The sequence below is a fragment of the Terriglobus sp. ADX1 genome (assembly GCF_036877645.1).
GTDB lineage: Bacteria > Acidobacteriota > Terriglobia > Terriglobales > Acidobacteriaceae > Terriglobus.
On the sequence record NZ_JAEDXV010000011.1, the window covers coordinates 1 to 24,087 of the forward strand.

The following is a 24,087-nucleotide window of genomic DNA, read 5'->3' on the forward strand; positions in this document are numbered from 1 at the left end:
GGATAGGGCGGGCCTTTGGCCCTTGGATTTTCAACGCGGACCCTACCTAGGCCTTCGGCCTAGGCTAATATCTGGTCGCGCCTTTGGCGCTTGATTTTCTGGCTCTTTGGAATGACTCTCTACCCTCGAGAGGGGAGGTTCGTCTGCGCTCAGGATGACGCGCTAGGCGCGTATGAGCTTCTGCGAAGCTGGTTTTGCTTTGTGGGCTGGGAGTCACTCACCCGATTAGTTTTCGGTGGGTTTGGTGATGTTGTCGAAGACGAGGTTTGGTACTGGGGCTCGCACTGATTCGAGCTTGAGGCCGAGTTGTTCCTGTACGGCGGTCAGGATGTCCGGGAAGCTGTCGGGATCGTGTGCGGACCAGTCGCGGCCGATCTGCAGGGTGTAGTTGTAATAGCCTGCGAGGCCGGTTTTATCCAGCACTGGAGCTTCCATCATGGTGCTGAGGACGCTGGTGATGGCCTGCATGTTGGCGTTGGAGCCAACAAATTCGAGTCCGTGGCGCGATGGATGTGCCTGCGTGTCGACAGGCGGGATGCGTGGCTTTTCGCCGTCGGGAGAGGGAGGCGGTGGCGGTATTGGTGTTATCTTCAAGCCCCCTTTGGCGACGACGAGATGGAAGATGGCGCTGCTGCGGGTTTCCATGTGTGTCTTCAGGCTCATGCGGTCTGCAAGGAGAATGCGGATGGCGTTGCGCTTTTCCAGGCGCACCTCGTTCACGGGAAGTTTGGCGAGACGTGCATCGGCGGCTTCGTCAGAGCGTGCGTGGATGTCGTAGAAGGTGTTGTTCACCCAGTCCGGTGCGTTGACGAAGGGAGCGTCGTAGCCGTAGGCGATCTGGAGCAATGTGCGGACGGGAAGATTGGTCGCGTCAAAGCGGCTGGAGTCGCGCGGGCTGGTGACGGAGACGCGGAAGTTGGCTCCCGGCGGCGGCGCAACGCGAATGGTGGCTACATCGAACGTGAGCGTTGGTTTGTAGTCCGGCTCCTCAGTGATGGGTGTCTGTGCGATGGCTGAGAGCGTGGAGACGCAGGCGAGAAGCACGAAGAGTCGCTGGGCGAAGCGGAGCATGACGTTGAAAACTCCTTGTGTGGAGATGATACGGAGGGAGCGGCTGAGTGGTTCCATGCCTTGGAAAAGCGGGACGACCTGCTAGTTTTTCCGCTTGCGTGACGGTCGTCACAGTGCTTTCATAACTGGTCTGCGATAGTGGTTTGCGTAGTTGCGCGAAGATCGAACAAAAGAACCCGGACTATTTTGGACGGAATTTACAAGCCGGATGCCTGTGCGAGAGGGTAGATGTTGTGGTCTGGTGCAGAACGAACGCATCGGGACACGATATGTAGTGCCGTAGTGGTTGGACCATTGGTTCGATTATCGAAGTCGATGAAAGAAAGTCGTTTCGGCGTAATGCGGCAGGTACTTCAAGCGGTTTCTACGCTGCTATAGTTTTAGGTGGAATCACACTTAGACTCCACCTGGGCCGAAAGGTCGCAGGACAGGATTGAACAGGGCAAACCCTTTGGGGTTTCCCTGGGTGTTTTGCAGGTTTTGAATCTTTCCGAAGGGTGGTCCCCCGCCTGACCTTCGGGATGGATAAGAGAGAGCAGGAAGCACTCACATGGCGCAAGTTTTTGACCGCAGTTCGAACGCTCTGGCCCGCGCAGCCCTTGTGCTGGTAGGCCTGATCGTGGTCGCACTGGGCGTGGCACTGAACCAGTTGCAGCGCTCCCCGTGGGTTACCCGGCAAGGCCAGCGGGCTGACCAGCCGGTGCCGTTTTCGCACCGCCACCACGTACAGGGCGTTGGTCTCCAGTGCCAGTACTGTCACACATCGGTTGAGAAGTCGATGTATGCCGGCATCCCCCCGACCAAGACCTGCATGAACTGCCATGCGGAGATCTGGACGAACGCAACGATGCTGGAGCCGGTCCGCAAGAGCTGGGCAACAGGGGAATCGATCCCGTGGATCCGCGTGCATGACCTGCCGGACTACGTGTACTTCAATCACGAAATCCATGTGAACAAAGGCATCGGCTGCGCAAGCTGCCACGGCCGCGTGGATGAAATGCCCATCATGTATGCCGAGAACTCGCTGCAGATGGAGTGGTGCTTGAACTGCCACCGCGATCCGGTGAAGAACCTTCGCCCGACCAGCGAGATTTACAACATGGCATGGGCTGGCGCCTCGAGCGACAAGCCGGTCTGGTGCGCTGAGACGGGCAAGCTGGCTCCGACATCGCAGGCTGTCACCTGCACCACGACGGATCCGAAGCAGGGCAATCCGCAGCTGGCGTTCCTGCAGAAGGGCGCTTCGGATGGTCAGGATACGAGTGGCGGCGTAAGACTGCAGCCACATGCATTGAATGGCGAGGGGCAGACGGTCTCTGATGTTCCTCCGATGGCGATCCTGCCGTCCAGCTATCACAAGTTCACGTCGCAGCGCGAGCTGGGAACGTACCTGGCGGACAAGTACCGTATCCGCACACCAAATGAGCTCCAGAGCTGCGAGGTGTGCCACCGATGAGCAACCCGAACGGAAATGGCATGGCTGAGAACAATGCAACCGGCGCAACCGTGATCACTTCGATCGCTCCGGCCAAGATGACGCTGGCGGAGGTTCGCGCCAAGCTTGACGGCAAGCGTGGCAAGCGCTTCTGGCAGAGCATGGATGAGCTGGCCGAAGCGCCGGGCTTCACCGAGATGCTGCACGAAGAGTTTCCGCAGCAGGCTTCAGAGCTGACGGACGGCATCAGCCGCCGCGGCTTCATGAAGGTGATGGGCGCGTCGCTGGCGCTGGCTGCGACCACGGGTTGCACCAAGCAGCCGGATGAGCCGATCTTCCCGTATGTGAAGGCCCCGGAAGATCTGGTCCTCGGCAAGCCGAACTATTTTGCAACCGCCTACCCCTTCCCGACGGGCGCTTTGCCGGTCCTGGTGAAGAGCGAGGCATATCGTCCGATCAAGGTGGATGGCAACCCGGAGCACCCAGTATCGAAGGGCCGCAGCGATCTGTTTGCGCAGGCTTCGCTGCTGGACCTGTATGATCCGGACCGTTCCGCGCATGTCGTGAAGCATGTCGGCGGCATGACGCTGAACTCGGATTTCGGCGCTTTCAGTGATGCGTTCCGTTCGGCTGTGCAGATGAGTGGCGGTCAGGGTATCTATGTCCTGACGGAGCCGATCGTTTCGCCGTCGCTGGCCGCGCAGTGGAAGCAGCTTGTTGCGAAGTATCCGACTGCGAAGCTGGTGCAGTGGTCGCCGGTCAACAATGACTCGGCACGCATCGCTTCGAAGGCTGCACTGGGCGACTACTACGACGCGCAGTACAAGCTGGAGAATGCGGACGTCATTCTTTCGCTGGATGCGGACTTCCTGTCCTCGTCGGCGTACCCGGGCTTCCTGCCACTGTCGGCTGCGTATGCAGAGCGTCATCGCTATGAGTCGGGCAAGGTGATGAACCGCCTGTACACGGTGGAGACCATGCCGACCGTGACCGGCGCGAAGGCAGAGCATCGCCTTGGACTGAAGCCGAGCGATGTTGCGAAGTTTGCGACGGCGCTGGCGAATGGCGGATCGTTCGCGGGCGACGAGTACTCGCAGAAGTTCTTCAACGCAGTTCTGGCCGACCTGAAGAAGGCTGGCAGCCGCGCAGTGGTTATCGCCGGCGAGCAGAGCCACCCGGCGATCCAGGCTGCGGCGCACGCTCTGAATGCTCAGCTTGGTGCGGTGGGTTCCACCGTGGTCTACACCGAAACGGTGCAGGCGCTGCCGTCTGTTGGTGCGGATGATCTGAAGGCGATGGTTGCCGCGATGAATGCCGGTCAGGCGCGCGTGGTGGTGATCCTCGGAGTCAACCCGATCTACAGCGCTCCGGCTGATCTTCAGTTTGGCGAGGCAGTTTCGAAGGTGCCGTTTGTTGCGCACCTCGGTCAGCATCTGGATGAGACCGGTCAGCGTGCTCACTGGCATGTGAATGCAGCGCACTATCTGGAGAGCTGGTCGGATGCTCGCGCATACGACGGCACGATCTCGATTGTGCAGCCGATGATCGATCCGCTGTATGGCGGCAAGACATCGCATGATGTTCTGCAGGCTGTTCTGGATAATCCGCAGAAGACCTCGTACCAGGTGGTTCAGGAGAACTTCAAGACCTACGCAAAGAGCGGCGACGCTACCGCGTGGCAGAAGGCTCTGCACGACGGTTGGGTTGAGGGAACGGCGTTCGAGCCGAAGTCGGGTGTTTCCGGCAAGGCTGTTTCGCTGGACATCTCCGGACTTGCCGCTGCAACTGGCGCTTACGAAATCTCGTTCAAGGCCGATCCTTCGATTTACGACGGACGCTTTGCAAACAACGGCTGGCTGCAGGAAGTTCCGAAGCAGGTAACGCGCATGGCATGGGATAACGCCGCGCTGATGTCCATGAACACGATGGACGCCCTGAAGGTGGAAGAGCGCGATCTGGTTGAGCTGGAGCTTAACGGCCAGAAGGTGAAGTTCCCCGTGCTGATGATGCCGGGACACCCGGATGGCGTGATCACGGTTCACCTTGGTGGTGGCCGCTGGTTTGGCCGCGTGGGGCAGTACGTGGGTTCCGACGCGAACAAGCTGCGTTCGATCAATGCGCAGTGGTCGCAGCCGGGCCTGCAGGCGAAGAAGACCGACGGTGTGTATGACCTCTGCGTGACCCAGGTTCACGATTTGGATCACCGCGGTAAGTTGGCGCAGAGCGATCTGCTGAACCCGACCGATCCGAAGGCTGCCATCTCTGAGCCGGGCCACGAAGCGATGGAGCGCGGTGTGATCCGCACGGCCACGCTGGCTGAGGCACAGAAGAACCCGGGCTACGCGCACGAGGGCAACCTGCTCTACGAGACGCCGCCGAAGGAAGAGTCGTTCTTCCCGGATGACTGGAAATACGACAAGACCGACAAGTCCAGCGGCAAGATGCAGAATGCCTGGGGCATGTCGATCGATCTGAACTCCTGCATTGGCTGCAACGCCTGCGTGGTGAGCTGCTATGCGGAAAACAACAACCCTGTTGTTGGTCGCGAGCAGGTGAAGATCGGCCGCAAGATGGACTGGATCCGCATCGACACCTACTTCGAGGGCGATCTGCATGCTCCGAAGGCGCACTTCCAACCGATGTTGTGCCAGCACTGCGAAAACGCAGGTTGCGAACAGGTTTGCCCGGTAGGCGCTACGGTGCACTCGCCGGAAGGCCTGAACACCATGGTTTACAACCGTTGCGTGGGTACGCGTTACTGCTCCAACAACTGCCCATACAAGGTGCGCCGATTCAACTTCCTCCTGTACTCGGATTTCGATACAGAGAGCCTCAAGTTCATGCGTAACCCCGATGTCAGCGTTCGTTCGCGCGGCGTGATGGAGAAGTGCACGTACTGCGTGCAGCGTATCCAGGCCGTGAAGATCGAAGCCGACAAGGAAGGCCGCGCAATCCAGGACGGCGAAATCGTTACGGCATGCCAGCAGGCTTGCCCGACGGACGCGATCGTCTTCGGAAACATTAACGACAAGAGCAGCCGGGTGGCGAAGCGCAAGGCTGAGGAGCGGGACTATCAGGTTCTGGCTGACCTCAACTACCGGCCGCGGACCAGCTACACCGCTGGTGTGTCTAACCCGAATCCTGAGCTGGAGATGGCGTAATGGCGACCAAACCTCTTCACGATCCATACCGCCAGCCGGTGAATGACCCGATGATCGACCCGGTAACGGGCGAATATACGGTCATCGCTCCGGGACATAACTTCACCAGCGTCACTCGCAAGATTGCGAACGTGGTGCTCACCTCGCACACGCCGCTTGGCTGGTTCTTCGGCCTGATTGTGGCGGGAGGCATCGCTTCCATCGGCCTGATCGCGATTACGTGGCTGGTGCTGAAGGGTACCGGTATCTGGGGTGTCACCATCCCGGGTGCGTGGGGCTTCGCTATCGTCAACTTCGTGTGGTGGATCGGTATCGGCCACGCCGGAACACTGATCTCGGCCATTCTGCTGCTGTTCAAGCAGAGCTGGCGTAACTCGATCAACCGTTTCGCGGAAGCCATGACGATCTTCGCCGTGGTCTGCGCCGGCCTGTTCCCCGTGCTGCACGTTGGACGTCCGTGGCTCGGTTACTGGCTGCTGCCGTTGCCGAACACGATGAACATCTGGCCGCAGTTCCGTTCGCCGCTGTGCTGGGACGTGTTCGCTGTGTCCACGTACGCGACGATCTCGGTGGTGTTCTGGTACATCGGTATGATTCCGGATTTCGGAACTCTCCGTGACAAGGCCCAGTTGCCCTTCGCGAAGTGGTTCTACGGTCTGCTTTCGCTGGGATGGCGTGGTTCCACCCGCCACTGGATGCGCTACGAAACGGCATCGCTGCTGCTGGCTGGTCTTTCAACGCCTCTCGTGCTCTCTGTGCACACCGTCATCAGCTTCGACTTCGCAGTCGCTGCCCTGCCGGGTTGGCACACCACGATCTTCCCGCCGTACTTCGTTGCGGGCGCCGTATACTCCGGTTTCGCCATGGTGTTGACCCTGGCCATTCCGATCCGCAAGTTCTACCACATGGAAGATCTGGTGACGATGCGTCACCTGGACAACATGGGTAAGGTCATGCTCTGCACCGGCCTGATTGTTGCTTACGGTTATGGCATGGAAGTCTTCATGGCCTGGTACTCCGCCAGCCATTGGGAATTCTTCATGATGTGGAACCGTATGTTCGGACCCATCGGCTGGGGCTACTGGCTGCTGATCCTGTTCAACATCGCGATTCCGCTGCTGACCCTGTGGTGGCGCAAGTGGCGCACGAACGTGGCCTGGCTGTTCACGCTGTCGATCGTGGTCAACATTGGTATGTGGTTCGAGCGTTTCGTGATCGTTATCACCTCGCTCTACCGTGACTTCCTGCCTTCGAGCTGGGGCACGTACCGCGCGACCAAGTGGGACTACATGCTGTACCTCGGCACGTTCGGTATCTTCACCTTCCTGTTCCTGCTGTTCGTCCGGTTCATCCCGATGATCCCGATGAATGAAATCAAGATGATGCTTCCGCAGACCAAGTTCAACGGGATCGACGCGGAAGAAACGATTGAGGAGACTGCCTGATGCCGGTCGAAGAGGGAGTCTACGGCCTCCTGGCCGAGTTCAATACGCCGCAAGCGATGGTGAAAGCTACTGTCGCTGCACGCGACGCGGGCTACCGCCGCATGGAATGCTACACACCCTACCCGGTGGAAGAAGCTGCCACTGCGCTGGATGTGCACCGCAACCGTGTGCCGTTGGTAACGCTGATGGGCGGCCTGATGGGCCTGACGACGGCGTTCCTGATGCAGACGTGGATGTCCGCGATCTCATACCCGATTAACATCGCGGGTCGTCCGCTGTTCTCCTGGCCGGCATTCATCATCCCGGCCTACGAATGGACGATTCTGTTCGCAGGTCTTTCGGCGGCGTTCGGCATGCTGGGACTGAATGGTCTGCCGCAGCCGTACCATCCGCTGTTCAACGCGCCCAACTTCCGTGTTGGTGCGACGGATGACAAGTTCTTCCTGTGCCTGGAGGCGACGGATCCCAAGTTTGATCTTGGCGAGACGCGCGATTTCCTGGAGCAGTTCCGCGCGGTGAGCGTGGTGGAGGTAGATCTGTAATGCAGGCAATCGGCAACAGGGAACAGGGAAACATGTCCCGCCGCCTTCTGGCTGCGTCGGTGGCCTGTCTGAGCATGCTGGGTCTTGCCGGCTGCCGTCAGGATATGCACGACCAGCCGAAGTTCTTCCCGCAGCGCGGAACGTCGTTCTATGCGGACGGTCGTTCGGTGCGTCCGCAGGTGCTGGGCACCGTGGCACGCGGCCAGGAAGACGAAGGCTCTTACTACCGCACGGGCCTGATCAATGGTGCAGAGGGCGATGGCCTTCCGGTGCCGCTGACGGCAGAACTGATTGAGCGTGGCCAGGAGCGGTACAACATTTACTGCACGGCCTGCCACTCGCGTACCGGCAATGGTCGCGGCATGGTTGTGATGCGCGGATTCTTTCCCGCAGGCAATCTGCACACGGAACGTCTGCGTTCGGCTCCGCTGGGCCACTTCTTCAACGTGATCTCCAATGGTTATGGCGCGATGCCGGATTACCAGGGACAGGTCACGGTGGAAGACCGCTGGGCGATCGCGGCCTACATCCGCGCTCTGCAGCTCTCGCAGCACGCCACCACGGCGGATGCGGGCGGCGCAAAGATTGAGAAGATGGAAGATGTGGAGAAGGCAGAAGGCCTGTCCGCGAACTTCGTAAAGGATTGGGACCTGCCGGCAACGGCTGGCCAGATTCAGAAGTCGCAGGTGGTAGCTGCTCCTCTTCCGCAGCCCATGCCGCAGCCCGCTGCCGATGCAGCGAAGCCTGCGCAGGTGTCTGAAGCAAACCCTAAGTCGGCTCCCCTGGCATCTGCCCTGCCAGCTGGAGCCAAGCCGACCGCGGCTACCGCTGCGGCAGCCAAGACGGAAGCCAGTGCTTCGGTTCCGTCGGCCGCTGCTCCGCATGCCTCCGCGGGCGATGTAGCGAATGGGCAGAAGCTATATATGGCGAACTGCAGCGTGTGCCACCAGCCGACACGTCAGGGTATGCCGCCAATGATTCCGTCGCTTGTGGGCATTGTGGCCCGCGTAGGAGCGGCACATATTCACGCGCAGGTGGCCAACGGGTCACCGACATCGAAACCGCCGATGCCGGCGTTTCCGCAACTTTCCAACGAGAACGTGAACGATATCGTCGCGTTCCTGGCAGCAAGCAAGTAATCGAGTTCCCTGAAGGATAAGGCCGCAACGAATGGCACACGGACACGAACATTACGCACTGGAAGGAGCCGGCGATCCCGGCGCAGCGCATGGCGCGCTGCACGCCGATCACGGGCCGCGGGTGCTTCCTACCGATCTGAGCGCACCGCCGGCGGTTGCCGCGTGGAAGACGCGCAGCCTCATCGTCGCGGTGGTGGGCCTTGTGCTCTCCGGAATTCTGGGCTTTATCGACTTCAACCATGTTGCCCGTGCTTACCTGCAGGCCTTCATGCTGGTCTTCGGCCTGTGCGGCGGCGGCCTCTGCATGCTGATGGTGCAGTATGTTTCCGGCGGTAAGTGGGGCCTGGTCCTGCGTCGTCCGCTGGAAGCGATGGCCGGTACATGGTGGGTGGTTGCTGCACTCTGCCTCCCGTTCTTCCTGATCGGCAAGCGCCTGTGGCTGTGGGCAGCTTACCCGACCCACGAAGCGGTTGAGAACGCCCTGCACTCCGGTCTGCTGACCGAAGGCCAGGCACACTCCCTGGACTGGAAGCGCATCATGCTTTCGCCGGTTAGCGTGACTCTGCAGATTGCTCTTGTGTTTGCATTCATCGGCGTGTGGACAACGTTCCTGAACCGCTGGTCGCTGCTGCGCGATGCGGATCCGGCACGTGGCACGCAGGGTTCGTTTGAGTACTGGCGCATCAAGGCGGAGAACCTCTCCGGCATCGGCATCCTGCTGTACTCCGGAATCCTGACGCTGGTTGCCATCGACTTCGTTATGGCTCTGGACATCACCTGGTACTCGACGGTGTTTGGCCTGATCTTCCTGGTAGGCCAGGGCTATGCCGTGCTGGCGCTGGGTGTTCAAAGCATCATCCGCCTGAGCAGCTTCCAGCCGTTGGCTACCGCATTGCGCAAGACGGAACAGTATGACCTGGGTAAGTTCATGCTGGGCTTCGTGATGCTGAACATCTACCTCAGCTTCGCGCAGTTCCTGATCATCTGGTCTGCGAACTCGCCGGAAGAGATTCCGTGGTACCTGAACCGCATTGGCGGCGGATGGTGGGTGTTCACCTCGTTGAACTTCATCTTCCACTGGGTTGTGCCGTTCGTCTGCCTGCTGAGCCGCAGCTTCAAGTACGACAATCGCAAGATGATTGGCCTCACCATGTGGATGATGTTCGCTCGCTGCTTCGATCTGTTCTGGCTGATTGAGCCGAACTTCCCGGACGCAGCTCGGAACTTCCACCTGAGCCCTGGAATCTTCGCGTACATTACTGTGCCGGTCGCCATCGGCGGCATCTGGCTCTACTTCTACTTCACGAACCTCGCCTCGCGGCCGCTGATTGTTCTGAACGATCCGCACACCGCGGAGGTCCTGGAGCCCGAACATGCCCACTGAGTTCAACGAGCGCGATCACATCGAGAGCGTCAAGGGACCCTCGACCTCTCACGACGAACACGGTCTTCCGAAGCCGGAACCGCATCCTTCGCCGAAGTTTGACCCGGAACATCCGGGATACGAAGTTACGGACGTTAATACGAAGGGCGTGGCGGTGTTCATCGCTGGCCTGGTCGGATTCCTGATCGTGTTCTTCGGCCTGTGCTATGTGATGGGTAAGGCCATTAACTATGGCCTGCTGAAGCAGGATATCCAGGACGCGTCGAAGTCGCCTTATGCAGGCGGTAGCCCGGCGGCCGTTCAGCATCGCGGCGCCAGCCTGGCGAACAATCCGGAGCAGGAGCAGGCGGACGCTGCACGCATCGCGCAGAGCTTCCCCTCGCCCCGTATCCCGGTGGACGACGATGACCAGGAAACTGCGGACATGCATGCCCGCGAGGATCTGCTGCTGGAGCACTACACCTACGCTGATCCGGCGGAAGGTCCGGAGGGGACCATCCACATTCCGGTCGAGCAGGCAATGGCTCTGATTGTGAAGCGTGGTCTTCCGACTGCAGCTACCCCGGCTTCGTCTGTGCAGACGAAGATGGCAGGCGACAGGCAGTTCAAGGCAGTTGCGCCGCTGACCAATGGTTTTGCGCGCACGGGCTACGAGCTGGAGCAGATCGAGAGCCGCGAGCAGAAGATGGCCGTGGAAAAAGAAGCAGAAACCAACAAGTAAGTCAGTCGTTGATGGAGATGGGAATGAAGCTGCAGAAGACAATCCGGAGAAAGCGCATGGGCGGCCTGCTGGCTGTGCTCGCGCTGCTGTTCGGCCTGTTTTCTGTGGCTGCTTCCGCCCAGGTTTCGAGCATCGGGGATAAGACGACCGGGGAAAATTCCGGCAGCGAACTACCCTCTGTGTTGAAGGGCGCCGTCATCGACCAGCACCTGAATGTAACGCTTCCCAGCGTTCCTTTTGTGGATGAGACCGGGAAGCCGGTGAACACAGGCGACTACTTCGGCAAGGGTAAGCCTGCGGTTCTTGCCCTGGTGTACTTCAAGTGCCCCATGCTGTGCTCCGAAGAACTGGATGGTCTGGTTCAGGGCTTGGCAATGGTCCATCTTGATCCGGCCAAGGACTTCAATGTTCTGGTTGTGAGCATTGACCCGACCGATACGCCGATCGATGCACTGAAGGAAAAGAAGCTCTACACCAAGCGGTATGCACGTCCTGGTACGGAAGATGGATGGCACTTCCTGACCGGCAACCAGGCTTCGATCGACGCTGTGACCAAGGCTGTGGGCTTTGGTTATGTGAAGATTCCTAGCCCGGACGGTAAGACCACGCAGTTTGCGCATGCCAGCGCGATCCAGATTTTGACGCCCGAGGCAAAGATTGCGCAGTACTACCTCGGCGTTGAGTACGCCCCAAAGGATCTTCTTCTGGGGCTGGTGGAGGCGTCGGATCATAAGATCGGATCGCCGGTCGCCAACATTTTGACCTATTGCTATCACTACGATCCGCACCGCAACAAGCACAGTCTGATCGTCGCCCGCGTTGTTCAACTCGGCGGCATGATCACAGTGGCGGGGCTGGGCGGATTTATGTTTTTGATGTTTCGCCGCGACCTGAAGCTTGGCCGCGAGCACGCTTTGACCCGCAAGGACGACCGGACATAACGACCGGCGCACCAGCGTATTGAACTTTGCGGACAAGAGACCGCAGGACCCGAACGAGAGAACGGACAGGAAGAGATAAAGGCCAACGATGCAGATCAGTCCAGTGCTTTGGCAGTTCCTAACCAAATGGCTCACCAGCTCGGCGCTTTGGCCCGACCAGGCCTCCACGATTGCGCCCTGGGCGGACGCGCTTTACATCTTCCTTTGGCTGATGACAGTGGTGGGCGTGATCCTGGTGGGTGCGCTTGTGCTTACCTTCGCCATTCGCTACCGCAAGGAGCGTCATCCGGAGGCAGTGCAGATTGAAGGTTCCACGCTGCTGGAAGCCACGTGGACGATTATTCCACTGGGTATCTTCCTGTTTGTGTTCGTGTGGGGCGCTTGGTTGTACTTCCGCATCTACAACCCGCCTGCTGACGCGATGCAGGTCTACGTGGTGGGCAAGCAGTGGATGTGGAAGGCGGAACATCCGGGCGGCCAGCACGAGATCAACGCGCTGCACGTTCCCTCGGGACGTCCGGTGCAGCTGACCATGATTTCGCAGGACGTGTTCCACTCGTACTCGATCCCGGCCTTCCGCGTGAAGCGTGAAGTGATCCCTGGTCGTTACACCACGGTCTGGTTCAATGCGACCAAGCCGGGTACTTACCACCTGTTCTGCACGCAGTACTGCGGCACGCTGCACTCGGGCATGATCGGCGAGATTACGGTCATGGATCCGGCGGATTACCAGAAGTGGACGGAAGAGTCGACCAGCGGTATGAGCCTTGCGCAGAACGGCGAGCGTCTCTTTGCATCGCTTGGCTGCATCTCGTGCCACTCGGGCAATGCGACTGCCTCCGGTCCGAATCTGGCTGGTGTTTACGGGTCTAAAATCAAGATGGACGATGGCACGGAGCAGGTGGCCACGGATGGCTTCCTCCGCGATGTGATCCTGAATCCTTCGCAGCACGTTCCCTACGGTTACAAGCCGATCATGCCGACATACCAGGGGCAGATCAGCGAAGAAGGCCTGATCGACCTGGTGGAATATATCAAGGGTTTGAAGACCAACTATCGTGTGCAGCAGACGCTGGACACGTCCAAGTCCGATGACGCGGCGCCCATCACACCCGTGGCTTCGCAGAAGGTGACGCAATGAGTACCATCATCTCGCTCCCCGATCAGAGCACGGCTACGCTGCCGAAGAAGAACTACATCAACGCCGAGCATGGCCTGCTGAGCTGGCTGCTGACCGCGGATCACAAGCGGATCGCACTGCTGTATCTCTTCAGCATCACGTTCTTCTTCTTCATTGGTGGTTTCTTCGCGGGCATGGTCCGCCTGGAACTGCTGACCCCGGCCGGCGATCTGATGGCCGCTGACACCTATAACAAGATGTTCACGATGCACGGCATTGTGATGATCTTCCTGTTCCTGGTGCCGTCGGTTCCGGCAACGCTGGGCAACTTCTTCCTGCCGATCATGATCGGTGCGAAGGACCTTGCGTTCCCGAAGATCAACCTGCTGAGCTGGTACCTGTACATGGTGGCTGGCGTGTTCGTTATCACCACGTTGGTGCTGGGTGGTGTGGACACGGGTTGGACGTTTACGACGCCACTCTCCACGCATTACCTGAACACGCACGTTGCGACGACTGCGACCGGTATCTTCATCGCTGGCTTCTCGTCGATCTTCACCGGCCTGAACTTCATCGTGACTGTGCACCGTATGCGTGCGCCGGGCATGACGTGGTTCCGTCTGCCGCTGTTCGTGTGGTCGAACTATGCAGCTTCGGTGCTGATGGTTCTGGGTACGCCGGTTCTGGCGATTGCGATTGTTCTGGTGGCTCTGGAGCGCACGATTGGTATCGGCGTGTTCGACCCGACCAAGGGTGGCGATCCGCTGCTGTTCCAGCACTTGTTCTGGTTCTACTCGCACCCCGCCGTGTACATCATGATTCTGCCCGGCTTTGGTGTGATCTCGGAAGTGGTCTCCACTTTCACCCGTAAGCGCGTCTTCGGCTACACGGCTGTGGCGTTCTCCTCGGTGGCGATTGCGGTGTTTGGCTTCTTCGTATGGGCTCACCACATGTTCATCATGGGTGTGTCGAACTACTCCGCGCTGGTCTTCTCACTGCTGACCATGCTCGTTGCGGTTCCTTCGGCTATCAAGATTTTCAACTGGGCGTTCACCATGCAGAAGGGTTCCATCACGTTTGAGACCCCCATGCTGTACGTGTTCGGCTTCATCGGTCTGTTCACCATCGGTGGTCTGACGGGCGTGTTCCTTGGCTCGCTGGGTATGGACGTGATGCTGACGGAAACCTACTTCGTTGTGGCGCATTTCCACTTCGTGATGGTGGGCGGCATGCTGATGGCGTTCCTGGCGGGTATCCACTTCTGGTGGCCCAAGATGACCGGCCGCATGTATCCGGAAGGTGTTTCGAAGTTCGCCGCAGTGGTGACCTTCATCGGATTCATCCTGACGTTCTTCCCGCAGTTCGTGGTTGGCTACCTTGGTATGCCGCGCCGCTATGCAGCGTATCCGCCTGAGTACCAGGTGCTGAATGTGCTGTCGACTGCAGGTGCTACGGTTCTGGGTGTTGGCTATATGCTGCCGCTGTTCTACCTGGCGTGGTCGCTGAAGTATGGCGCGATCGCAGGTTCGAACCCCTGGCAGGCTACCGGCCTCGAGTGGCAGATTCAGTCGCCGCCGCTGACGGAGAACTTTACCGAAACTCCGATCGTGACGCAGGAAGCTTACGACTACGAGTGGCTGGCGAAGAAGCAGGAACGCGAACTGCAGCACGTTGGCTAAACAGAGTTTGATCCATCGGGCTGCAGCGTAAAAACTCAGCCCGGGCAACACAAGATTTACGCAGTACGAGAGGGTATTCGATGTCGATCGCTTCGACCATTACGCATCCGCCGGAGCCGGAGATCCATCCGTCGCATGACGTGCATGAGCACCCGTTCTATCAGAAGCACCACTTCGAGACGGCGGAACAGCAGCGTGAAGCTGCCAGCTTTGGCATGTGGCTGTTCCTGCTGACGGAAATCATGTTCTTCGGCGGTCTGTTCTTCGCGTACCTGCTGTATCGCAACTGGTACTACGAAGCATTCGTTTCCGCTTCCAACTCTCTGAACATGCCGTTGGGTCTGCTCAACACGATCGTGCTGATCTCGTCTTCGTTCACCATGGCGATGGCGGTGCATTCCTCAGAAATTCGTGATCTGAAGAAGCTTAAGCTCTTCCTGTGGCTCACGATCCTGCTGGGATTTGTCTTCCTCGGCATCAAGACCGTTGAGTACCACGACAAGTTTGTGGAGCACCACGTTCCGGGCGCTTCGTTTGACATCAAGGACTTTGTGAACCCGCCCAAGGGCAGCCTGGATAAGCCGCTGACCGTGGACATGGCGAACAAGACGCAGATTTACTTCTCGCTGTACTTCGCTATGACGGGTGTTCACGCCCTGCACATGATCATTGGTATCGCCATCCTGTTCGTTCTGGTTTGGAAGGCTCGTACCGGACTGTACACATCAGGGTATGTCCAACCCATTGAGAACTTCGGATTGTATTGGCACTTTGTCGATATTGTCTGGATCTTCCTATTCCCGTTCCTCTATCTGATTAACCGACACTGAGTTCGGCTAAATAATGGATAAGGGCAGACGGTATGTCTGCCCAGTAACACCGAAGAGATTGCAGTAAAAGGAAGCGCATGAGCGACCACCAGGCAACATCGCAGAACCTGACGCCCGTCGACGCACAGCACCATAACCTGGATGTGCACGACCCGGACAACGTTACGAACCCGGAGCACGTTGCTCATCACATTGTGAGCCCGGCCGTCTACGGCATGATCTTTGGCGTGCTGATGCTGGGCACGCTGCTGACCGTGGGCGCGTCCATGGTGAACCTTGGACCGTTCAACGCCCCCATCGCCATTGGCATCGCTGTGACGAAGGCTGTGTTCGTGGTTCTGTTCTTCATGCACGTGAAGTACAGCTCGCGACTGGTGAAGCTGACGGTTGCGGCCGGCTTCTTCACGTTCCTGATTCTTGTGTTCATGAGCCTGCTGGACTACGTCTCGCGTGCATGGGGTCAGTGGTAAGACCCAGCGTTTAGACTCCGGACTACATAAAGACACATGGCTTGCCATGTGTCTTTTGCTTTTGGTGTTCATGAAGAGATGGCTTGATTCGCGCTGAGAGAAGGTTTCTGACTGCGCGTTCCTTTCGGTAGCTGGTGCAACTAAAGCTGCGCCCATGCAATACGTTTCACTATCGGAATTTCGATTTATACATCGGCTGTATCGTCGTCGGCTGTATCGCATATTCGACGTGAGGCGAGGAAAGGGGAGCATGAGCTCCCCTTTCCAATTTCAAATCGAAGTCTGTCGATACTGCTGAGGCGTTCTCAGGGTTGTTGGGTCAGCAGACCCCAATTGAATGCGAAGGTCTTTGATCCAGACAAGACAGTTGGGATGGTTTTGCCAACCGGGTTGTAGGGAAGGACGTTTGTGGCGGTGGTTGTGGGAGCGCCTGTTACACCGAAGGACGCGTATGCATGGCAGGAGATGCAGGACGACGCAGCCACAGTGCCGTTGCCCACGATGCCTTCAATCACCGAATTGCCCAACGCGTAGGGGGTGCCGTCTGCTGCAGTGAAATCGACTTCGGTCGATTTGAGGCAATAGTTATCCCAGACTGGTGACAGGTTTGCCTTTTGCATCATGGCCTTCAACGCCGGGGTCTTCTCGCAGGCTCCATATCCAGCATTGAACGTGGTGCGATTGGGCATCACGGTGGGTTTCACTGCGCCAAAGGTGTCGAAGCAGCCCATGTAATCGCATCTGCCAGGATTCATCTGATGCTCGAACGATCCCCATACCCAGTCAGGGTTCTGTCGGCTTGCTACGTGGATTGAGAGCAGCGCGTATTCCGTCTTGCCTGACGTTGTGGTGTAGTACTGCTTCCGAATATTGTCGAGGCTTCCCAGTGAAGGAATCCACTGGAGGAGCGTAGGTAGTGGAACCCAGTCGCCCTTGATGGCCATGGCATTCGGTTCCATCTCAACATCCCTGCCCGCCTTATAGGCCGCAGCTCGTCCGGCCTGCGTGTTGAGATTGTTGTTCACGATGTCGTTGTAATTTGTGCGGTTGCGGGATACCTGTTCTGCAATGCACGGTGTTGGCGTTCCGGTGGTGGGAAAGCCGCCCGTCCCAGCGCCCGGAGGAGGTGTGGGCGGATTTCCGCCGCATGGCACATCGATGAAGGCTGTTGAAAGTGCGTGCGGTACCAGAGCTGCTTCGCCGCGTTTGGCCAGTTGCAGAACGCTGGTATGGAAACGCATTGGCTCTACTGTGGTGGGCCAGTGCGGATGCGATGTGAAGGTGTCCGCATCGGAAGCCCAGGTTTCAAACTCGACAGGCGATGCGCTGCCGGGAGATGCAGGAGCGGTGAACTGCGTGAACAGTTCCCAGATGAAGGCGTCAGAATTCTCTGTTTTCCCCTGGACCGCACCAGCCTGTGCGGGCACTGCAACTGCAGGCAGCGTGGCTTTAACGATAGGGGGCTGATGGTTTGTTGTTTCCGTCTTGCAGCCGGTCAGGACGAGGGGGACGCACGCTGCGGCCACCATGAGGATGTTTCGATTGAGCATGGTCTTGTTCTCCACGGATCATCAGGCAAATGAAATGGAATCCGGGAAAAGAACGGCAGCAATCTCCCCATCAGGGAAGCAAGGAAATTAGTACAAGACATTCGTCATTGCAGCCAGCCCATGTGTCTTGAGCTGACTGCAACTTTGTATTCCTAACGATAAAGAAGTCGATAGCGCTTTATGGAACAGAGGCAAAGAAATGTACGTGCTCCGGTTCCATATAGGGAATGACGCAGGTGTCATGCTGGCAATCGCTGAGAGCGATGCGTTCCATCGCCTCTTGCTTATTTCGGTGGATACGAGAGCGTCGCGATGCCAAAGGCTTGCCCTTCGCGGTGATTCGTCATACTTTGCGTGCCATGACGGCGTCGTGATGCGTGGTGCTACCCACGGTGAAGAAGCGTTCGCCGATTTGTGTGAAGCCTGCTTTTTCATAGAAGCGGATGGCGGCGTGGTTCTTGCCGTAGACGCCGAGCAGCAGGCGCTTGCGACCGAGTTCGCGGGTGTATTCGATGGCGCGGTCCATCAGTGCCTTGCCAATGCCGAGTCCCTGGAAGCGGTGTAGAAGGTAGATGCGGCGGAGTTCGTAATCGTCTGAGCGCGTTTCGATGGGGAAGTCCGGCTCGCAACAGATGATGTAACCCACGGGCGCATTGCCCGGCGGCACTTCTGCGATGGCGACGCGGCCAGTGGGCATGGCCATGTACTTGGCGTACATCTCCGGCGAGTGGTTTTTGTGGAAGTGGGCAAGGATGTCGTTGGCATCCAGCACGTCGGCAAAGGCTTCCAGAAAGCTGGCGCCACCGACCAGTGAAAGAAGTTGTTCGTCGCCGGGGCCGCACTGACGCAGGGTGAACGAAGTCTCACTCATCTGTTAAGGATATCGTTTCCACGACCTATTGTTTCTTTGTTGGTTCGTTTGCCGCTGCTGGTTCTGGTGAAGATGCTCCGAGCGCTTTACCAACCGCATGAAACGAGCGTGACAACGCGTGACCTGTTGCATGAGTGGCCGTGCCCAAGGCGCTGCCTGTGTGGTTTCCTGCAATCGCGATGGCTGTGTCTGTGGAGCGGGCGCCTGTGAGTGCGCCGTCGATTGCGGCATTGCCGCCAAGAATGGCTCCCTGCGCGGGGCGCTTTTCAGGATTGGCCCATGCCACATCCGTTGCGGGGAGTCGCAACAGGCGTTGCAGTCGGGTATCGGTGAAGTCGGTGCGACTTACCTTATCCATGAGTGGCCATTGTGTTGAGGTCATCCAGATAGCGCCATTCGTCACAGCGCCCGGCTCACCCAGATTCACCACAGGGAGGCGTGGCGCCGCGTAGCTGTTGCGGCAGACATCGCCTCCACAGCCGCGATTGCAGAGTTCGGCGTTGAGGAAGGATGCGTGTTTGCCGTCGGACACCCATATCAGCGCGCCATCGTGTTCTGCGTGCAGCGTGGAGGCGCGGATCACCTGGCTGGCATCGCAGACTGTGTCTTCATGCGCAGCCGCGTACCAGAACTTCGCCTTCCATGTTGTCGGATCATCGTGCTGTTTGCCTTCGGGCAGTAACAGTGCTGCCACGTGTTCCGTATCGAGTGCGTGTCCCAGGCGCCCACAATCCCTGCGCCACAGATGGTAGAAGTGCAATTCAATGGCGTTTTGGCCATGGACGCGCCGTGGTGTGGCCTGCCCGTAGAGTGTGCCGTTATCGACCTCCGGGATCGGAATTGCGATGCCGGGTATGAATCGAGCGGGGAGTACGGAGCAGTCTCCTGTGCTGACCATTAGGGTTGGTGCGAATTGCTGCAGGAGTGCTGTTTCCAAGGTGTCCGACAAGCCGTCATGATCACTGTCGATGGCTTGCGCGTGTGACGACAGGAATATTGCCAGCGAAGCGCAGGCGAGGAGAAGTGATCGCAAGATGGGGAGCCTCGTTCGGGGGATCGTGGCGCGGCAGCATGGATGCCTGGGACCTCTTGATGATATCCCTTACCCATAGGTGGTATGTGCGCGTGCGTGGCGGGTTATGACGTATGCCGCTGAGGATTCCCGCAGGCTGCTTTTGGTGAATGGCGAGTGGTGTTTGTTTGGCGTGATTCTCATCTTGTCAGAGAGGGCAGCCCTCTCAGGAAGTGAGAAACCGTTATGCATGATCTGATTGTTGCCGTCGCGTTTATCTCCATGATGATGATTCCGTGTGCTGTCGCTACTTTCTCTGGTAAGGCAGAGGTTTAATCGCGACAGTACGGCTGTTGCTTGCGGTGATCCTTCGTTGTATTCCAACCCTGGAACGTTCTTTCATCACCTGTCTTTGGCCGTCCCTCTTTACGGCCCAATTGAAGCAAAGGCGTAGCTCCTCCCTCAGAAAGACCCGTGCAGTTTGCGAGTCTTTGTCATGTGTCCTTTCTTGTAGACTTCCGGCATGCGCATTCCCGCCGTTCTCTTAGCTTGTTCGATTGCCGTTTCCGCTGTTGCTCAGAAGCCTTCTACTGCACCTCCGACGGTTGCAGAGGCGAAGGCGTTTCTGGATCGTGCGAATGCCGCGCTGTTTAAAGCTGCGACGGATGGCAGCCATGCGGAGTGGCTGGCAGAGACGTACATCAATGAAGACAGTGAGGCGACGACGGCGCTGCTGAATGAGCAGTCGTCGAAGCTGTCGCTGGATCTGATTGCGGAGAGTCATCGCTTTGACAAGCTGACGCTGCCTGCGGAGATGCGTCGGCAGATGATGCTGTTGCAGGTGGGAGCGCCTGCTGCGCCGCATGATCCGAAGCTGCTGGCGGAGGAGACAAAGCTGGCGGCATCGCTTACGGGCGCGTATGGCAAGGGCAAGTACTGCGATGCCGCGGGTAAGTGCATGGGCGTGGATGACGTAGATACCTTCATGGCGAAGACACGCGATGCCGATGCACTGACAAAGGTTTGGGTGGGATGGCATAACGTCGGCACGCCCATGCGTAAGGACTACGAACGCTTTATCGAGTTGCAGAACATTGGCGCGAAGGAGCAGGGATACAAGGACACCGGTGATCTGTGGCGTGCCGGTTATGACATGACGCCTGCGCAGTTTTCGGCGGAGGTGAATCGCGCGTGGGCACAGTTGGAGCCGCTTTACCGCGAGCTACATACGTACGTGCGGCATCGGCTGATTGCGAAGTATGGTGCAGCGGCGGATCGCAAGGATGGCATGATTCCCGCGCAGTTGCTGGGGAATACCTGGGCGCAGGAGTGGGGCAATATTTATGACGTTGTTGCGCCGACGGATCCGAAGCTGTCGCAGTTTAAGCCGGTGAATCTCGAGGCTGCGCTGACGCGGCAGATTACGGCGAATGATCCTTCAGCAAAGCTGTATCTGCAATGTCTTGCTGAGAGCACGGATGCTGCGTGTGCGAAGGGAGCGGACGCGGTGCAGGCATCGCATCTGGCTGCTTCCAAGGACATGGTGAAGTATGGCGAGAGCTTCTTCACTTCGCTTGGCTTTCAGCCGTTGCCGAAGACGTTCTGGGAGAGGTCGCAGTTTGTGCATCCGCGAGATCGTGATGTGGTGTGTCATGCGAGTGCGTGGGATGTGGATCAGGTGGATGATCTGCGCGTGAAGATGTGCATCGAGGTGAATGACGACTACTTCACCACGGTGCATCATGAGCTGGGGCACAACTTCTATCAGCGTGCATATAACCAGCAGCCGATGATCTTTCGCGGTGGTGCGAACGATGGTTTTCATGAGGCCATTGGCGATGCCATTGCTCTGAGCATTACGCCGTCGTATCTGAAGCAGATTGGTCTTGCAGAGAGCGAGCCGCCTGCGGAAGCGGACATCCCGTTGCAGCTTCGCACGGCGTTGGACAAGATTGCGTTCCTGCCCTTTGCGCTGGCGCTGGATACGTGGCGTTGGCAGGTGTTCAGCGGCGAGATCAAGCCAGCGGATTACAACAAGGCGTGGTGGCAGTTGCGTGAGAAGTACCAGGGTGTGGCGCCGCCGGTGGAACGTAGTGAAGCAGACTTCGATCCGGGTGCGAAGATGCACGTGCCGGCGAATGTGCCGTATGTGCGTTACTTCCTGGCTCGCATCTACCAGTTCCAGTTCTACAAGGCGATGTGTGATGCCAGTGGTTATAAGGGGCCGCTGAATCGCTGCTCGTTCTATGGATCGAAGGCTGCGGGCGATAAGCTGAACGCGATGTTGATGGCTGGGCAGTCGCAGCCGTGGCAACAGACGTTGAAGACGATGACGGGAAGCGATCACCTGGATGCCGGGCCGATGATGGAGTACTTCGCACCGCTATACAACTGGCTGAAGCAGCAGAACGCCGCAGCGAAGTAAACGCTTACTTCTCAGGATGCGGACCTTTGGCAGTCGGATGCTGCACCTTGGCGGAGCATCCGACTGCTTTTTGCTTGCGTCTGATCTATTTATCAGCGGATAATCCCCGGCACGGCACCTGCTGCTTTTCACCCCTTGATTTCTTCATGTTTCCTTTGGGGCCAGCGATGCCGGGAAAGCAAAGGTTGCTGTTATGAGTGGTCAGGCATGCACCATCGGAGTTGTTCTTTCCAAGCGCATCATCGCCGGTCTTCTGGGGCCGGATGGGACGCTGGATCGTATTCATTCCTACCCGGAAGATGAGTTGTATGAAGACGCACTGGTAGAGATGCCACGCGAGCATCTGATTGCGGCGTTGTGCGACCAGGTTCTTGCCGTGATCAAGGCGAATCCGCATGCGCAGTTCACGGGCATTGGGGTTGCGCTGCCGGGACTGGTGCGACATGGTGTGGTGGAGGACTCGCCGAACCTGCCGCAGATGAAGGGCGCGCGGATTGTGGCGGAGATCTGCCATTTGCTGAAGGAGCATGGCATCGATCTTCCAGTCACTGCCGTGAATGATGCTGACGCCGTGGCTGCGGGGTTGGCGCATCAGCAGGGCAAGCTGGACACGATGATTCGCGTGTGGACGATTGGCACGGGTATTGGTTTCGGTCGTTATCCGCTGGTTGAGGGTGTCGGCGAAGGCGGCCACACGGTGGTGACGCTGGATGATCGCGAAACCTATTGCGGGTGCGGCGGGCGCGGCCACATGGAAGGCATCATGGGCCACCGGGCGATGCGTCTGCGGTTTCTGGACATGGAGCCGGAGGATGTTTTTGAAGCGGCCGACAAGGGCGACTTGCGCTGCATTGAGTTTAAGAAGCTGTGGCATAAGGCTTTGGCAGCGGGAACGGCCAGTTCCATCCATGTGAGTGGTGCGGGCAAGTTCTATCTGACGGGGTACAACGTTCGGTTTGTGGAGCTGCCGCTGTTGAACCATTACATCCAGCAGATGGTGCGTTTGAGCCCCCTACAGGCGTTCTCTGTGGAGATCCATCCGCACAACCCGGAGACTGTGGTGACGGGTGCGGCTGTGATTGGGCGGACGGCTTCGCTGGTGCCGACGGCAGCGGCGTAATCCGACGGATTGACCGCGAAGGAACAGTGCGGGATATAATCGGTGCATTGCGCGCGACCTCCCGGACGCCCCGTTTTGGTGCGTCTTCGGGAACCACGGCCACCGCGGCAAGGGCTAACGGCGACCGCTTCCACGGCGTCGGGCCTTCGACGGACTTTCAAGTGTCCCAAGGAGCTTTACCAGATCTCATGAACCGTGTCTCGAAGTTTGCGACGCTCGCCGTCGGCCTCATCACTCTTGTGTCCTCTCCCGCTGTTTTCGCGCAGGCCTCGCCCGCACCGGCAGCGCCGGCTGCAGTGAAGCCCGAAGCCATTCCGGCAAAGGTCGGCTTGATCGCCTTTGAACAGGCTGTCTTTGCCACTAACGAAGGCCAGCAGGCAATTGCCGCCCTGGGCAAGAAGTACGAGCCCCAGAAGAGCAAGATTCAGGCAGAGCAGACGGAAGTGGAAAGCCTGCAGAAGCAGCTCCAGGCCGCAACCACCCTCTCTGACGAGGACCGTCAGAGCCGCGTGCGCACCATCGACGCGAAGCAGAAGCAACTGCAGCGCGACGGTGAGGATGCCCAGGCTTCCTACCAGAACGATCTGCAGGAAGCCTATGGCCGCATTGCCGGCAAGGTAAACGCCGTGATGCAGAAGTATGTTTCTGACAATGGCTTCACCCTGCTGCTGGATGTCAGCGGACAGCAGAGCAACGTTCTGTGGGCCGCCGAGAAGACCGACGTTACCCGCGCAGTAATCGAAGCGTACAACGCTCAGGCTGGCGTTGCTGCTCCGGCAGTACAGTCCACCCCGGCTTCGGCAGCGCCTCGCTCGTCGACTCCGCGTCCGGCTACCAAGACACCCGCGAAGTAATCGCGAAGCAATCTCTACCGACGGGGAGCAGAACGAGGGTTCTGCTCCCCGTTTTTGCTGCCCGAAAGCGTGCTGCAAATTATTCGTATAGAGGCATTTTCCCTGTGGAAAAAACTGTGGAAGACGAGCGGCAGGATAAGTCACTTTTGCACGCCGAGCCGTTACTCCTGTTCACCACCAGTCAGAATTTGCGTGGAAGCTGCACGTAACAGATGGTTTATACGGGATGCTGAAATTGCATCCGATCTGTGGCAAAAGTTACAGTTCTGTGAGTACGAGGAACGCTTTCCACAGATCACCCACAGGCTTCCTCAGGA

The 24,087-nt window shown here is 58.4% G+C and carries 19 protein-coding genes; 15 read left to right on the forward strand and 4 right to left on the reverse strand.

Features of this window, described 5'->3' with window-relative positions:
- Positions 1-225 precede the first annotated feature (225 nt).
- Positions 226-1,071, reverse strand: a complete 846-nt coding sequence (locus JAO32_RS08950; protein ID WP_334239559.1) for a TIGR03435 family protein — start codon at positions 1,069-1,071, stop codon at positions 226-228.
- Between the two features lie 550 nt (positions 1,072-1,621).
- Here JAO32_RS08950 and JAO32_RS08955 point away from each other — a divergent pair.
- From JAO32_RS08955 to JAO32_RS09010, 12 genes are all read left to right on the forward strand, one after another.
- Positions 1,622-2,527 carry a cytochrome c3 family protein gene (locus JAO32_RS08955; protein WP_334239560.1) on the forward strand — a complete coding sequence of 302 codons (906 nt, stop codon included), beginning with the start codon at positions 1,622-1,624 and terminating at the stop codon, positions 2,525-2,527.
- A gap of 20 nt (positions 2,528-2,547) precedes the next feature.
- Entirely contained in the window at positions 2,548-5,667 is a 3,120-nt protein-coding gene (locus JAO32_RS08960; protein ID WP_334239561.1) for a TAT-variant-translocated molybdopterin oxidoreductase, read from the forward strand.
- Positions 5,667-7,112, forward strand: coding sequence for an NrfD/PsrC family molybdoenzyme membrane anchor subunit (nrfD, locus tag JAO32_RS08965; protein WP_334239562.1), 1,446 nt, complete (start codon positions 5,667-5,669; stop codon positions 7,110-7,112). The genes JAO32_RS08960 and nrfD overlap by 1 nt, the downstream gene beginning before the upstream one ends.
- Positions 7,112-7,654, forward strand: coding sequence for a DUF3341 domain-containing protein (locus tag JAO32_RS08970; RefSeq protein WP_334239563.1), 543 nt, complete (start codon positions 7,112-7,114; stop codon positions 7,652-7,654). The genes nrfD and JAO32_RS08970 overlap by 1 nt, the downstream gene beginning before the upstream one ends.
- Positions 7,655-7,686: 32 nt before the next feature.
- Complete coding sequence (locus tag JAO32_RS08975) at positions 7,687-8,793, forward strand: c-type cytochrome (RefSeq protein WP_334239564.1); 1,107 nt, start codon at positions 7,687-7,689, stop codon at positions 8,791-8,793.
- A gap of 31 nt (positions 8,794-8,824) precedes the next feature.
- On the forward strand, positions 8,825-10,177 hold the full coding sequence (locus tag JAO32_RS08980; RefSeq protein WP_334239565.1) for a hypothetical protein: 1,353 nt from the start codon (positions 8,825-8,827) through the stop codon (positions 10,175-10,177).
- Entirely contained in the window at positions 10,167-10,898 is a 732-nt protein-coding gene (locus JAO32_RS08985; RefSeq protein ID WP_334239566.1) for a hypothetical protein, read from the forward strand. Before JAO32_RS08980 ends, JAO32_RS08985 begins: the two co-directional genes overlap by 11 nt.
- A gap of 23 nt (positions 10,899-10,921) precedes the next feature.
- Positions 10,922-11,839, forward strand: a complete 918-nt coding sequence (locus JAO32_RS08990) for an SCO family protein (RefSeq protein ID WP_334239567.1) — start codon at positions 10,922-10,924, stop codon at positions 11,837-11,839.
- A gap of 88 nt (positions 11,840-11,927) precedes the next feature.
- On the forward strand, positions 11,928-12,980 hold the full coding sequence (gene coxB / locus JAO32_RS08995; RefSeq protein WP_334239568.1) for a cytochrome c oxidase subunit II: 1,053 nt from the start codon (positions 11,928-11,930) through the stop codon (positions 12,978-12,980).
- Positions 12,977-14,638 (forward strand): cytochrome c oxidase subunit I, encoded by a 1,662-nt coding sequence (locus JAO32_RS09000; RefSeq protein WP_334239569.1) that lies wholly within the window; start codon positions 12,977-12,979, stop codon positions 14,636-14,638. The genes coxB and JAO32_RS09000 overlap by 4 nt, the downstream gene beginning before the upstream one ends.
- Before the next feature lie 80 nt (positions 14,639-14,718).
- The gene (locus tag JAO32_RS09005) at positions 14,719-15,468 is read left to right on the forward strand and encodes a cytochrome c oxidase subunit 3 family protein (protein ID WP_334239570.1); all 750 of its coding nucleotides are present in this window, start codon (positions 14,719-14,721) and stop codon (positions 15,466-15,468) included.
- A gap of 77 nt (positions 15,469-15,545) precedes the next feature.
- Positions 15,546-15,938, forward strand: coding sequence for a cytochrome C oxidase subunit IV family protein (locus tag JAO32_RS09010; RefSeq protein ID WP_334239571.1), 393 nt, complete (start codon positions 15,546-15,548; stop codon positions 15,936-15,938).
- A gap of 305 nt (positions 15,939-16,243) precedes the next feature.
- Here the strand turns inward: JAO32_RS09010 and JAO32_RS09015 are convergent, their stop codons facing one another.
- From JAO32_RS09015 to JAO32_RS09025, 3 genes are all read right to left on the reverse strand, one after another.
- Complete coding sequence (locus tag JAO32_RS09015; protein WP_334239572.1) at positions 16,244-17,488, reverse strand: hypothetical protein; 1,245 nt, start codon at positions 17,486-17,488, stop codon at positions 16,244-16,246.
- 343 nt (positions 17,489-17,831) lie between these two features.
- A complete protein-coding gene (locus tag JAO32_RS09020; RefSeq protein WP_334239573.1) occupies positions 17,832-18,359 on the reverse strand; it encodes a GNAT family N-acetyltransferase in 528 nt (175 codons plus the stop codon).
- A gap of 25 nt (positions 18,360-18,384) precedes the next feature.
- Positions 18,385-19,392, reverse strand: a complete 1,008-nt coding sequence (locus JAO32_RS09025; protein WP_334239574.1) for a hypothetical protein — start codon at positions 19,390-19,392, stop codon at positions 18,385-18,387.
- 502 nt (positions 19,393-19,894) lie between these two features.
- Here JAO32_RS09025 and JAO32_RS09030 point away from each other — a divergent pair.
- The 3 genes from JAO32_RS09030 (at position 19,895) to JAO32_RS09040 (ending at position 23,770) form a co-directional block, all read left to right on the forward strand.
- Positions 19,895-21,796, forward strand: a complete 1,902-nt coding sequence (locus tag JAO32_RS09030; RefSeq protein WP_334239575.1) for a M2 family metallopeptidase — start codon at positions 19,895-19,897, stop codon at positions 21,794-21,796.
- 193 nt (positions 21,797-21,989) lie between these two features.
- Positions 21,990-22,916, forward strand: coding sequence for an ROK family protein (locus JAO32_RS09035; RefSeq protein ID WP_334239576.1), 927 nt, complete (start codon positions 21,990-21,992; stop codon positions 22,914-22,916).
- A 188-nt stretch (positions 22,917-23,104) separates the two neighbouring features.
- Positions 23,105-23,770, forward strand: a complete 666-nt coding sequence (locus JAO32_RS09040) for an OmpH family outer membrane protein (protein WP_334239577.1) — start codon at positions 23,105-23,107, stop codon at positions 23,768-23,770.
- The last annotated feature ends 317 nt before the right edge of the window (positions 23,771-24,087 follow it).